The sequence below is a fragment of the Zobellella taiwanensis genome (assembly GCF_003012795.1).
Lineage (GTDB): Bacteria > Pseudomonadota > Gammaproteobacteria > Enterobacterales > Aeromonadaceae > Oceanimonas > Oceanimonas taiwanensis.
This window is the reverse complement of record NZ_PXYH01000014.1, coordinates 50,921-63,422: the sequence shown is the minus strand read 5'-3', so window position 1 is coordinate 63,422 and position 12,502 is coordinate 50,921. Positions and strand designations below refer to the sequence as shown.

The following is a 12,502-nucleotide window of genomic DNA, read 5'->3' as shown; positions in this document are numbered from 1 at the left end:
CGGTTACAGGGAAAAACGGGCGTAGATAGGATTGTGATCGGAGACCACATCGGTATCGATGGCGGTCGCCGAACGCAGCTGCAATTCCCGGTAGAAGATAAAGTCGAGAGGCTGGCGCAGGTAGTGCTTGATGTAGTGGCCGTCCGCCATCACCGCCTGGCGCAGGCCCATGGTCCGGCAAAACTCCAGCAGGTAGCGCCAGCGCTGCCGGCTCCAGACATTGAAATCGCCGGCCACGATCAGCGGTCCCCGGTGGCGCAGCAGTTCCCGCTTGAGCTGTTCCATCTCGCCATGGAAGCGGCCGTGGGGAACAAAGTTGATGGCATGGATATTGGCGACCAGCAGCTCGGCATTCCCGCCCAGGGGATGGCGGGTCAGGATCTGGCTTTTATGGGTGGCAAAACGCAGCTCGCGGCTGCGGCTGAGCAGGGGCTGGATGCCGTCGAAGGCACAACGACCGGCGGTAAGCACCCCGAACAGGTGCGCCGGCGTCTGGATATTGGGCGACACCGCATAGGACCAGCCCTCCAGCAAGCGTTCATTGAGGGCCAGCTTGGCCTCCTGCAACAACAGCAGGTTAGTGGGAAAACGGGCCATCAGGCCTGCCAGGCACAGATGAAAACGGGGAGTCAGGGTCAGCTTCTGGGTATTCCAGCACAACACGCCCAGCTCGTCGCCATCCAGAGGCTGGTGCTGGTGGCCGAGCTGGTGGGGCGCGATACGGGGACGGAGCATAGGGGACTGTCCTGCGGTTGCCGGGATACAACCTCCATCTTAGCATCCCCGGCCGCTCCGCCACGCCAACGGGGAAATACCCGGCCCGGTATCCACACGCCGGGCGAGATGACCGGGCTTATCCGGCCAGGTTGTGATACAGCTCTTCTTCCTGGGCAAAATGCAGGCGCAGTATGGTGTCGAGGGCGTACAGGGCTCGCTGCAGCTCGGGCAGGGCGGACGATGCCAGGTCCGGCGCCTCGAGCGCCGCGGCCAGGCGCTCCAGCCCCTGCACCGCCTTGTAGATTTCCCGGTGGGTGTGGCTCATGGTCGCCAGAAGTGGATCACCCGGTGGGCCATGGCGGCGGTGGCGGCGGCGTGGGTCACGATAAGCACCGTGGTGCCGAGCTCGCGATTCACCTGCTGCAACACCCGCAGCACGGCGCGGCCGGTCTGGCTGTCGAGGGCGCCGGTGGGCTCGTCGCAGAACAGCACCGTCGGCCGCTTGGCGACAGCGCGGGCGATGGCCACCCGCTGCTGCTCGCCGCCGGAGAGCTGAGCGGGAAAGTGATCGGCCCGCGCCGCCAGCCCCACCATGGGCAGGGCCTCGCCCGCGTCCAGCGGCTGCTCGGCGATGTCGGTGACCAGCTCGACGTTCTCCCGGGCGGTCAGGCTGGGCATCAGGTTGTAGAGCTGGAACACAAAGCCCACATGGCGCCGCCGGTAGCGGGTGAGGCGGGCCTCGTCCATGGCGGTCAGTTCCCGCTCGAAAAACCAGATCCGGCCGCCGCTGGGGGCGTCGAGTCCGCCGAGCAGGTTCAGCAGGGTGGACTTGCCGCTGCCGGAGGGGCCCAGCAACACCACCAGCTCCCCCGCGGGCAGCGTCAGCTCCACCCCGCGCAGGGCGTGCACCGCCGAGGGTCCGCTGCCGTAGACCTTGGTCAGGCCCTGGGTACGATAGATCGGCAGGCGGGGATCCGGAGATGGGGGCATGTTGCGGCTCTCGCGTAAAAGGCTCCATTGAACAAGAGCCTAAGCGCTGTTGCGCCCCTTCGCCATGATCCGGACGGGCGGCGGGGCCGGAAAATACGGCGCCTGCCGCGGCCGCCGGGCACGAGCCCCGTGGGCGCGCTAGGCTTGTAGCAGAGACTGCTCCCCTACTGATCCGGCAGCCCAGCCGAAGGTATTTGCCATGACCGAACCTCATGCCCTGATCGCCGTCGAAATGGGAATAGATACCCACCAGGAGCCCGTGGTATTCCTGCGGGCCGACTGCGAGGTGTGCCGCGCCGAAGGCTTCAATGCCAACACCCGCCTGCAGCTGAGCCTGGGCGAGCGCGCCATCATCGCCACCCTCAACGTGGTCACCGAGGCGGTACTGCCGCCCGGCCGGGTGGGGTTTTCGCACATCGCCTGGCAACGCCTGGAGCTCAAGGGTGGCGAGGCGGTGACCCTGAGCCACGCCCCGGTGCTGCATTCCATGAGCGCGGTGCGCAAAAAAATCTACGGCAACCGGCTGTCGGATACGGAAATCGGCGACATCATCACCGATATCAGCCTGCACCGTTACTCGGACATGCAGATTGCCAGCTTTCTCACCGCCTGCGTCGAGCGGCTCGATACCGCCGAGGTCATTGCCCTGACCCGGGCCATGGTCGCCAGTGGCAAGCGGCTGCACTGGCCCGACCGACTGCAGCGCATGGACAAACACTGCATCGGCGGCGTCCCCGGCAACCGCACCACCCCTATAGTGGTGGCCATCGCCAGCGCGGCCGGGCTGATCATGCCGAAAACCTCGTCCCGCGCCATTACCTCCCCCTCGGGCACCGCCGACACCATGGAAGTGCTGACCCGGGTCCACCTCGAGCTGGAAGAAATCCAGGCCACGGTGCGTCAGGTCAATGCCTGCCTGGCCTGGGGCGGCGCCGTCAACCTGAGCCCGGCGGACGACATGCTGATCCGCATTGAGCACGTCCTGGACATCGACGGCACCGGCCAGATGGTGGCCTCGGTGCTGTCCAAAAAAATTGCCGCCGGCTCCACCCACGCCCTGATTGACATTCCCGTAGGCCCCACCGCCAAGGTGCGCAGCCAGCCCCAGGCCGAGCAGATGGCCAGGCTGTTCGACACCGTGGGCCAGGCGTTGGCGCTCAAGGTGCGCTGCCTGATCACCCGGGGCGACCAGGCGGTCGGCTTCGGCGTGGGTCCGGCCCAGGAGGCCAGGGACGTGCTGGCCGTGCTGCAAAACCAGGCCGACGCCCCTGCCGATCTGCGCGAGCGCGCCCTCTTCCTGGCCAGCCACCTGCTCAATATGGCCGGCCGCGGCAGCCTGGCACAAACCGAAGTACAGGCCAGGGACATACTGCTGTCGGGCCAGGCCTGGCAGCAGTTCCACCGGATCTGCGACGCCCAGGGCGGGCTCAAGGAAATCCCGGACGCCGCCTTCCAACGGGAGTTGGGCGCTGCCCACAGCGGCACCCTGCTGGCCATGGACAACCGCCGCCTGGCCCGGCTGGCCAAGCTGGCGGGAGCGCCCAGCTCGCCGGCCGCCGGCCTGCGCCTGCATGCCAAGCTGGGCCAGGCCCTGGCCCGGGGCCAGCCCTTGCTGACCCTGTATGCCGACAGCCGGGGCGAGCTGGACTATGCCGCCGCCTACTATGCCCGCAACCAGGATTTTTTCATGATTGGAGAAACGCCATGAGGCCACTGCTGTTCGCGCTGGAAGACGGGCATCCGCTGCTCGGCCCGCTCTGCCAAGGGCTGGGTGCCGAGCCTGGCCAGCTGGAGCGGCGCCGCTTTCCGGACGGGGAAAGCTACCTGCGCCTGCTGGGCGAGGTGGCGGGCCGCCCCTGCCTGGTACTGGCGGATCTGTCCCGTCCGGACGACAAGTTCCTGCCCCTGTGCTTTTTGTGCGATACCCTGAGAGAACTCGGTGCCACCCGGGTCGGCCTGGTGACCCCCTATCTGTGCTACCTGCGCCAGGACGCCCGCTTCCGCCCCGGCGAGGCACTCAGCTCACACAGCTTCGCCCGCCTGCTCTCCCCCCGCATCGACTGGCTGGTCACCCTGGATCCGCACCTGCACCGTATCCACCGCCTGGACGAGATCTATTCGGTGCCGAGCACAGTGGTGCACGCCGCCCCGTTGCTGGCGGACTGGTTGTGCGACCGACGGGAGCCGTTGCTGCTGGTAGGCCCGGATGCGGAAAGCGAACAATGGGTGTCAGCGCTGGCCAAGGCCAGCGGACTGCCCCATGTGGTGGGCGAAAAGGTACGCAGGGGCGACCGGCAGGTGGCCGTGCGCCTGCCGGATCTGAGCGCTTACCGGCGCCACGGCGCCCTGATCCTGGACGATGTCATCGCCAGCGGCCGGACCCTGCTGAGCTGCCTGCAGGCCCTGCGCGCCCAGGGCATGGAGCCGGTAGACTGCGCCGCCGTGCACGGCCTGTTCGCCGACGACATAGAGGCCGAGCTGGCCCGGTCCGGACTGCGCCGACTGCTTACCGGCAACGGCGTCGCCCACCCCAGCAATGCCATCGACCTCACCCCGGCACTGCTGCCCGCCATCCGCCGCTGGCTGGCGGGTTAGACGGTCAGGATGCGCTGGTACTCCCCTATCTCTACCTGCCGGGAGCCGGAGCGGCGCAGGTGATCGCGCATCGCCTCAAGCGCCTCCGGTTCGCCGTGCACCAGTTGGATGGGGGTATCGGCACTCAGCGCCGAGGCCGCCAGCCATTGCTGCAGCTCCACATAGTCGGCATGGCCCGACAGCCCGTGCAGGGTCTGGATACGGGCGCGATTGGGCACCCAGTCGCCGTGGATACGCACGCTCTCGGCTCCCTGCTGCAACTTGGCTCCCCGGGTGCCGCCGGCCTGGAAACCGGTCAGCACCAGGGTGGTACGGTGGTCCGGCAGCAGCCGCTTCATATGGTGCAGGATGCGGCCGCCGGTCACCATGCCGCTACCGGCGATAATGATATGGGGATAGATTTCCTCCGCCAGCGCCTTGGACTGCTCCACGCTGTGCACCCGGGTAATGGCCCGGCCCATCCGCCGGCAGTCGGCCCGGCTCAGCTTGTGCTGATCGGCAAAACGCTGGTAGATCTCGCCCACCTCTATTGCCATGGGGCTGTCGAGGAAAATCTTGATCCTGGGGATACGGTCCTGCTCCATCAGGGTCGTCAGCAGGTACTGCACGGCCTGGGCCCGGCCCACGGCGAAACTGGGGATCAGCATGACGCCGCCGCCGGCCACAGTCTCCCGGACCAGCGCCGCCATCTGCTCAAAGGGATCCGTGGTGTCATGGCGGCGATCGCCATAGGTAGACTCCAGCAGCAGCAAATCCAGCGCCGGCAAGGGCTTGGGAGGATACATAAAAAGATCCCCCGGCCGGCCCACATCGCCGGAAAAGCCCACCCGCTTGCCCTCGGCCTCGAGGATCAGGCTGCCGGCCCCGAGGATATGGCCGGCGGGCTGCAGGTGCAGCCGCATCCCGCCCAGCTCCAGCACCTGGCCGAATTCAAGCGGCCGGAACAAGGCCAGGCTCTGCTCTGCCGTGGCCCTGTCGTAGAGGGGTTCGGGCTGCTCGTGCCTGCCGAGTTGGTGGCGGGCAAAAAACCGGGCATCCTCCTCCTGCAGGTGGCCGCTGTCCGCCAGCAAGACTTCACAGAGCGCCCGGGTGGCCGGATGGCAATATACCGGCCCCCGGTAACCCTGGCGGTACAGCACCGGCAGGTAGCCGGAGTGATCGAGGTGGGCATGGGTCAGCACTATGGCGTCGAGCCGCTCGATATCCAGGGGCAATGGCTGCCGGTTGCGCTCGCGCAGCCATTTGTAGCCCTGGTAGAGGCCGCAGTCCACCAGGATGCGGGTATCGCCGCTGTGGACCAGAAATTTGGAACCGGTGACCGTCTGGGCACCGCCGAGCAGGGTTATCTTCATGAGGGCCGCTCCGATGACAGCAATAAGATCAGTATCGGCCGTGTTGTCCGGTTACGCCCGCACACTCGGCCCGGATAACGTCTCGGCGGCGGCCTAGTGGCGGCTGAGGGCGATACGCGCTCCCAGGCCAAGCAGCAGCAGACCCGATCCCCCTTCCAGCAGCCGGGTATAGCGGGCGCCGGCCGGGTTGCCGAACACCAGGCCGCCCAGGCAGGCATAAAGGCTGTTGCTCAGGGTCGCCAGCAGGCTGAACAGTAGGCCGAGCAGCATCAGTTCACCGGCCGGGTTGGCCGAACTCACGCTGACGAACTGGGGCAGGAAAGACAGAAAGAAAATGGCCACCTTGGGATTGAGCACGCTCACCACCACCCCCTGGCGAAACAGTCCCCGTACCGGGGCCTGCGTCAGGGTCAGCGGCGAGCCGCCGCGCCAGCAGTTGCGCAACGCCATCAGGCCGAGGTAGAGCAGATACAGCGCCCCCAGGTACTTCACCAGGGCGAACAGAAAAGCCGAGCTCAGGATCAGCGCCGACAGCCCCAGCACGGCGGCGGCGGTGTGCACCAGGTAACCCAGCCCCAGTCCCAGGGCGGCCCGGATCCCGGCCCGCAACCGGCCGCGCATGGCACTCGATACCACATAGGCCACATCGGGTCCCGGGATCAGGTTGAGGGACAGGGTCGCCGCGGCAAACATCAGCAGGGTATGCGGCTCCATCACAACACCACCTTCAGCGCCAGGCCGAGCAGCACCAGGCCGCTCAGCTTGTCGATAACCCCCGACTTGGCCTTGAGGCAGGCCAGCACGGGCCCCCGCGACAGGGCCAGGGCCACCAGCACATACCAGAGGGCATCGATACCGCCGGCGGTAAGCATCATGATGCCGCCCTGCTGCCAGCCGGTATCGGCGCGCACGAACTGGCTGAACAGGGCCACGAAAAAGATGGCGAGCTGGGGGTTGAGGAAAGCCACCATAAAGCCTTCAAAGGCCCCCTGGCGGCCGCGTACCGGATGTTCCTGTCGCTCCTCTCCACCGCCGTCCGGCCTGGCCAGCAGCGCCTTCAAGCCCAGCCAGGCAAGAAAGGCGGCGCCGCCGTAACGGACAAGATCGAACAACAGCGGGTTTCTGGTGAGCAGCAACGCCAGCCCCAGGGCGGTGATCAGGGCATAAAGGCCCACTCCCAGGCCGTGGCCCAGGGCTGTGGCCACCCCGTGTCCCTGGCCGCCCCGCACCGTATTGCGGATCACCAGGGCCAGGCTGGGCCCCGGGCTGACGGCGCCCATCACACAAATGGCCGCCAGGGCCAGCCAACTGGTCAGTTCCATGCTCTTCCTCTTTGATGGGATCTGGTTTTGGTCTTCAGCTTAATACCGCCTTCCACCATGCCCATAGTGAAAGTTATGAATATGGATCATAACCAGCGGCTATAGCTATTGATGGCTTTCCCGGATGGTGCGCTGCAGGTGATCCCGCAGGAAGGGAAAGCACAGCTCCCGGAACCAGCGGTGGGCCGGATCCTGGTGGTGGCGCTGATGCCACATCAGATGGTATTGCTGGCGCCGGCTGGCGAAAGGCAATTCCGTATAGGCGAGCGGGTGTTCCCGGGACAGCTGCCAGGCGATATGGCCCGGCGTGGTCAGCAGGCAGTGGGTGCGGCACAGCACTTCCGCCGCCGCCTGGAAGAAGGGCACCCGGGCAAACCAGCGCCGGCCGAGCCCCAGAGGCGCCAGCACCTGCTCCACCGGGCTGTCCTTGTCACCGCCGCCGCTCACCTGCAGATGCGGCCAGGCCAGGTAATCCTCCAGGCCGAGTACCCGGCCCGCCAGCGGATGCCGGCGACTCATCAGCACCACCAGACGATCTTCCCCCTGCCACAGGCCGTGGATCCGCTCCGGTACCTGCTCGGTGATGGTCGAGACCAGATCCAGGGGCGACTCCCACAACAGGGGCAACTGCCGCTTGTCCCACAGCTCATATTCCAGCGCCGCCCCCGGCGCCTGCCGGGCCAGTTCGGCACCGATCTCCGGCAGCATGTACTGGGCCACGTAGTCGGACGAGGCCAGGCGGAACACCCGTTCGCAACGGGCAGGCTCGAACACCGGCTCGGCGTACAGCCGCTCCAGGCCGTCAAGGGCCTCCGCCAGCTCCCGCGCCAGCTGTTCGGCCCTGGGGGTGAGCAGCCAGCGCTGGCCCTCGCGTACCAGCAGGTCATCGCTGAAATCCCGGCGCAACTGGGCCAGCTGCTTGCTGATGGAAGGCTGGCTCAGGTGCAGTCGCTCGGCCGCCTGGCTGAGGTTGCGGGTTTCCAGCAAGACCCTGAGAGTGGGCAGCAGGTTGTAGTTGAGATGGTGCACCTTGTGGCTCCTTGACTGGGCTTGCCCTATGTTAGGCCGCGACCGGTGCCGAAGTTAAGTATCCGGTGCCGGCCTGTGTTTTTGTGGCCCAAAGGCATACAATCCCGCTTCCTGCCCCAAAGCCCTCGCAAAACGCGCAAAAGACGCCGGAGAAAACAAAGAATGCACTACCCATGGATACTGTTCGACGCCGACGAAACCCTTTTCCACTTCGATGCCTACGCGGGGCTCAGGCGCATGTTCGCAGGTTTTGGCGTCGATTTCGGCGAACCGGAGTTTCACCACTACCAGGCCCTTAATCAACCCCTGTGGGTTGACTACCAGAACGGCCACATCACCGCCGAGCAGTTGCAGCACCGGCGCTTTGCCGGCTGGGCAGAGCGGCTGGCGGTCAGCACCCGTGAACTGAACAGCGCCTTCCTCGCCGCCATGGCGGACATCTGCGCCCCCCTGCCCGGCGCTCGGGAGCTGATCGATGCTCTTTCCGGCAAGGCCCAGTTGGGCATCATCACCAACGGTTTCACCGAGCTGCAGCAGATCCGGCTGGAACGCACCGGCTTCAGGGACGCTTTCTCCACCCTGGTGATCTCGGAGCAGGTGGGCCTGGCCAAGCCGGATCCGGGCATCTTCGAGCACGCCCTGGCGCTGATGGGCCGGCCGCCCCGGGAGCAGGTGCTGATGGTGGGCGACAACCCCCACTCCGACATTCTCGGCGGCCTCAACGCCGGACTGCACACCTGCTGGCTGAACCCCGCCGGCAAGGCGGCGCCCGAGGGCATCCGCCCCCACTACCAGGTGAGTTCACTGCACGAACTGCACAAGCTGCTGCTGGCATAAGAACCTGTTTACGATCTTTATGAAGCTGGTCTGTTACGCCCCTGAGAAGAGGCAACAGGGCCGCCTCTCTCAAGCCCCGCTATAGCCTGATATTGGCGTCGGCGAAGTGGGCTCTTTGCCCAGCTCAACCTGCAGATCCAGATGGCGTGGCCATCAAAGCAAAGGGCAGCCCGTGGGCTGCCCTTTTATCATCAATAATGCTGTTTACTTGCGGTTGCCGCGATAGGCAGGCGAGGCGTTCAGCACCATATGACGGTTGATGTCCTTGTACAGCAGGTAGCGGAAGCGGGTCGGGCCGCTGGCGTAGCAGGCCTGGGGGCAGAAGGCGCGCAGCCACATGTAGTCGCCGGCTTCCACTTCCACCCAGTCCTGGTTCAGGTGGTACACCGCCTTGCCTTCCAGCACATAGAGGCCGTGCTCCATGACGTGGGTTTCGTCGAAAGGGATGACGCCGCCGGGCTGGAAGGTCACTATGTTGACCTGCATGTCGTGACGCATGTCGGCGGAGTCCACGAAGCGGGTGGTGGCCCAGGCGTCGTTGGTGTCCGGCATCGGGGTCGGCGCTATGTCGTTCTCGTTGGTGACAAAGGCTTCCGGCACCTCGATGCCGTCCACGAATTCATAGGCCTTGCGGATCCAGTGGAAACGTACCGGCGCATCGCTGTTGTTCTTCAGGCTCCAGTTGGTGCCGGGCGGCAGGAAGGCATAGCCGCCGGTCTGCATCTGGTGCACTTTGCCTTCCAGGGTCAGGGTCATTTCCCCTTCCACCACGAACAGTACGCCTTCGGCGCCGCTGTCCAGCTCGGGCCTGTCGCTGCCGCCCTGGGGGGAGACTTCCATGATGTAGTGGGAGAAGGTCTCGGCAAAGCCGCTCATCGGCCGGGCGATAACCCACAGCCGGGTGTTGTCCCAGAACGGCAGGAAGCTGGTCACGATGTCGCTCATCACGCCCTTGGGAATGATGGCATAGGCTTCGGTGAAGACGGCGCGATCGTTGATCAGCTGGGTCTGGGGCGGCAAGCCGCCGGTGGGGGCATAGTAGGTATTACGGGCCATGACATCTGTCCTTTCATTATGCAAAGTGGTTGGTCTGCGCCAACGGTTCAGCAGGGGTCTTGACGAGGGCTGCTGTTTAAATCCTGAACACCCCGATTGTAGAGCAGGGACGTTTGATTTATAAATTAAATAATTGAATGGTAACTAGTGGCTTTGTCACTGAATGGAAGGCATGAATCTGAGTACCACCCTGGACCCCGTGCTGCTGCGCAGCTTTGTCGCCGTGGTCGACACCGGCAGCTTTACCCGCGCCGCCGACAGCACCCACCTCACCCAGTCCACCGTCAGCCAGCAGGTACGCAAACTCGAATCCCAGCTTGGCTGCGAGCTGCTGCATCGCAAGGGGCGCTATGCCACCGCCACCCTGGAGGGAGAACGGGTGCTGAGCTATGCCCGCCGTATCCTGCACCTGATGAACGAGGCGGTGGCCCAGACCAGCCTGAGCGCCGAGCAGCAGAAGATCCGCCTGGGGGTACCGGAAGATTTTGCCACTCACGCCTTTATGCCCACCCTGTCGGCCTTCGCCGGTGAGTATCCGGGCACCCGGCTGGAGGTCAGGAGCGGCCTGTGCAGCGATATCTGGCGGGGCTTTCAGCAAGGCGACCTGGATCTGGCCCTGGTCAAACAGCGCCAGGGGAGCGCCCCTGGCCTGGCCAGCTGGCCCGAACCCCTGTGCTGGATCGACAGCCTGCAAGGCAACAGCCTCGACAAGCACCCCATTCCCCTGGTCACCTTTCCCATCGGCGGCCTTTACCGCAGCGAAATGGCCCACACCTTCGACAGCCTGGGCCTGCGCTGGCGGCTGGCCTATGTGAGCACCAGCCTGTCGGGCATCAGCTGCGCGGTGGAGGCCGGCCTCGGCATCTCGCTGCTGCCCCGGCGCCTGGTCACCGAACGCCACCGGATCCTGGACGAAACCCGCGGCCTGCCGCCGGTGCCGGCGCTGGAGCTGACCCTGCACGCCCAGGACAAGCTCTCGGCCCACAGCCGGATCCTGGCGGAGCGGTTGATCGCGGCCTGCAATAACACCTTCGAGCCGGTCAGGGCTGCGCAAAAATGGCCTTGAGGTCCACGTCCTCTTCGCCGGCAGGCTCCAGCTGCAGCTGGGCTTCGATCTCGTTGAGGTGGTCGATCATCAGCCGTACCGCCTTGTCCACCTGGTGAGCACCAATGGCGCCGATAAGGCCGTCATGTTCACTGCAGGATACACCGGCATGACGGGCCTTGCCCTTGAGCGGCCCCGGCCCCGGATAGAGGGCGATGATCAGCGACGAGCGGGGAATAATCTCGTGCAGAAAGGAGGTCAGCACCGGCTTGTTGGCCAGCTTGCCAATCAGCAGGTGGAATTCGCCGGACAGCCGGATGCGCAGGCTCTGCTGCCCTTCGGCAAAGGCCTGGTGCTCCCGCGCCACATGCTCCTGCAGCAACCGCTTGTCCTGGGCCGTGCATGTACTCGCCAGCTCCCGCACCAGTTCTGCCTCAATCAGCCGGCGGGCCTGGAAGATCTCCCGCGCCTCCTCGGGCGAGGGCTCGGCCACGAAGGCTCCACTGTTGGGCACCAGGTTGACCAGCTTGTGGTGGGACAGCTGCAGCAACAGCTTGCGCACAAAGCCCCGACTGAGGCCGAAGGTTTCACTCAGATCTTCCTCTTTCAGGCGGGTACCGGGCAGCAGCTTGTGGGCCACGATGGCTTCCCAGATACGCTGATAGACGCTGTCGAGATCGTTGTTTTTATTGCTCATCCTGTCTGTCCTGTGTCCCGGCCTCCCCGAATTGCCCACAGATTAGCACAGCCGAATATTGTCAACAATAAAGCCACAGCTTGTTAAAAAATACCCTCAGACCCTGCTGGCCCGCAAGGCGGCTGCCATGGCCGCCTGCACCGGCACCACCAAGGGCACCTCAAATGACGACTGCAGACGCTGGCCCGCCGCAGACAAGGGACCGCCTCCCATAATCACCGCACCGGCGCCATCCTCGACCACCGCCGCCGCTATGGCCGAGTACAGGGCCTGATCCAACCGGTGCGGGCAGTCCAGCAGCGCCTGCGGCTCCCCCGGTGTCACCCGCACACCCTGATAGAGCCGGCCATAACCCAGGGCGGAGGCCTTGTCGCCGAAGCCGGCCAGCAGATCCGCGGCCGGCGTAATGGTAACGATACTAAAAGGGCGCCCACCGCAGGCAGCCTGGTGAAAGGCTTCTTCTCCAATACCGAATACCGCACGCCGGGTCCGGGCGCGCAGGGCCGCCAGGCCGGGGTCGCCAAAGGCGGCCACCACCAGCGCCGTTACCCCGGGCCGGGCGGCGGCGGCCAGGCCCAGGGCCAGCACCCCGGCCTCGGCCAGGCGCAGATCTTCGGTGGTCGTCAGCAGGGGCGGCGCCGTAGTATTGGTCAGACCCAGCACCCGGCCCCGGCCGGCCAGCTCACGCCGTGCCAGGGCAGCCATGGCACGGGTCTGGCGATGGTCCGAATTGGGGTTGATCAGCGCTATGGTGGCGGGCCGGGCAAGCATGGGCGGTCTCCTGTGGGCCGGCCGGCGGCCGGGCGGATAAATAAAAACGCCAGTGTAGCCGGTAGGGCGGAGAACGAACACCGGCCCCGCC

Annotated in this window: 14 protein-coding genes; 4 read left to right on the top strand and 10 right to left on the bottom strand. The window is 65.7% G+C overall.

The genetic code is table 11. The features are described from left to right. Positions 1 to 3 precede the first annotated feature (3 nt). From C7I36_RS11120 to C7I36_RS11110, 3 genes are all read right to left on the bottom strand, one after another. Positions 4 to 735 carry an endonuclease/exonuclease/phosphatase family protein gene (locus tag C7I36_RS11120; RefSeq protein WP_106453784.1) on the bottom strand — a complete coding sequence of 244 codons (732 nt, stop codon included), beginning with the start codon at positions 733 to 735 and terminating at the stop codon, positions 4 to 6. A gap of 118 nt (positions 736 to 853) precedes the next feature. Further along, positions 854 to 1,042, bottom strand: coding sequence for a hemerythrin domain-containing protein (locus C7I36_RS11115; RefSeq protein WP_106453783.1), 189 nt, complete (start codon positions 1,040 to 1,042; stop codon positions 854 to 856). Then, positions 1,039 to 1,707: an ABC transporter ATP-binding protein gene (locus C7I36_RS11110; RefSeq protein ID WP_106453782.1), complete on the bottom strand. Its 669-nt coding sequence runs from the start codon at positions 1,705 to 1,707 to the stop codon at positions 1,039 to 1,041. The genes C7I36_RS11115 and C7I36_RS11110 overlap by 4 nt, the downstream gene beginning before the upstream one ends. Positions 1,708 to 1,906: 199 nt before the next feature. Between C7I36_RS11110 and C7I36_RS11105 the strand changes: the two genes are divergently transcribed. Continuing rightward, positions 1,907 to 3,415 (top strand): thymidine phosphorylase family protein, encoded by a 1,509-nt coding sequence (locus C7I36_RS11105; protein WP_106453781.1) that lies wholly within the window; start codon positions 1,907 to 1,909, stop codon positions 3,413 to 3,415. Further along, positions 3,412 to 4,302, top strand: a complete 891-nt coding sequence (locus C7I36_RS11100; RefSeq protein ID WP_106453780.1) for a ribose-phosphate diphosphokinase — start codon at positions 3,412 to 3,414, stop codon at positions 4,300 to 4,302. Before C7I36_RS11105 ends, C7I36_RS11100 begins: the two co-directional genes overlap by 4 nt. Here C7I36_RS11100 and C7I36_RS11095 read toward each other — a convergent pair. The 4 genes from C7I36_RS11095 to C7I36_RS11080 form a co-directional block, all read right to left on the bottom strand. Further along, positions 4,299 to 5,654: an MBL fold metallo-hydrolase gene (locus tag C7I36_RS11095; RefSeq protein WP_106453779.1), complete on the bottom strand. Its 1,356-nt coding sequence runs from the start codon at positions 5,652 to 5,654 to the stop codon at positions 4,299 to 4,301. The genes C7I36_RS11100 and C7I36_RS11095 overlap by 4 nt on opposite strands. Before the next feature lie 93 nt (positions 5,655 to 5,747). Beyond that, positions 5,748 to 6,368 (bottom strand): LysE family translocator, encoded by a 621-nt coding sequence (locus C7I36_RS11090; RefSeq protein WP_106453778.1) that lies wholly within the window; start codon positions 6,366 to 6,368, stop codon positions 5,748 to 5,750. Continuing rightward, positions 6,368 to 6,976 (bottom strand): LysE family translocator, encoded by a 609-nt coding sequence (locus tag C7I36_RS11085; protein WP_106453777.1) that lies wholly within the window; start codon positions 6,974 to 6,976, stop codon positions 6,368 to 6,370. The genes C7I36_RS11090 and C7I36_RS11085 overlap by 1 nt, the downstream gene beginning before the upstream one ends. Before the next feature lie 105 nt (positions 6,977 to 7,081). Next, positions 7,082 to 8,005, bottom strand: coding sequence for a LysR family transcriptional regulator (locus C7I36_RS11080; protein ID WP_106453776.1), 924 nt, complete (start codon positions 8,003 to 8,005; stop codon positions 7,082 to 7,084). Between the two features lie 162 nt (positions 8,006 to 8,167). Here C7I36_RS11080 and yjjG point away from each other — a divergent pair, with 162 nt between their 5' ends. Continuing rightward, positions 8,168 to 8,842, top strand: a complete 675-nt coding sequence (yjjG, locus tag C7I36_RS11075) for a pyrimidine 5'-nucleotidase (protein WP_106453775.1) — start codon at positions 8,168 to 8,170, stop codon at positions 8,840 to 8,842. A gap of 204 nt (positions 8,843 to 9,046) precedes the next feature. Here yjjG and C7I36_RS11070 read toward each other — a convergent pair whose 3' ends face one another. Next, entirely contained in the window at positions 9,047 to 9,898 is an 852-nt protein-coding gene (locus C7I36_RS11070) for a bifunctional allantoicase/(S)-ureidoglycine aminohydrolase (protein ID WP_106453774.1), read from the bottom strand. A gap of 172 nt (positions 9,899 to 10,070) precedes the next feature. Here C7I36_RS11070 and C7I36_RS11065 point away from each other — a divergent pair, with 172 nt between their 5' ends. Next, positions 10,071 to 10,964: a LysR substrate-binding domain-containing protein gene (locus tag C7I36_RS11065; RefSeq protein ID WP_106453773.1), complete on the top strand. Its 894-nt coding sequence runs from the start codon at positions 10,071 to 10,073 to the stop codon at positions 10,962 to 10,964. Here the strand turns inward: C7I36_RS11065 and C7I36_RS11060 are convergent. Together C7I36_RS11060 and C7I36_RS11055 are read right to left on the bottom strand one after the other, a co-directional pair. Beyond that, entirely contained in the window at positions 10,939 to 11,640 is a 702-nt protein-coding gene (locus C7I36_RS11060; RefSeq protein WP_106453772.1) for a GntR family transcriptional regulator, read from the bottom strand. The two genes, C7I36_RS11065 and C7I36_RS11060, sit on opposite strands and share 26 nt — an antisense overlap. 96 nt (positions 11,641 to 11,736) lie before the next feature. Next, complete coding sequence (locus C7I36_RS11055; protein ID WP_106453771.1) at positions 11,737 to 12,411, bottom strand: aspartate/glutamate racemase family protein; 675 nt, start codon at positions 12,409 to 12,411, stop codon at positions 11,737 to 11,739. Between the last annotated feature and the right edge of the window lie 91 nt (positions 12,412 to 12,502).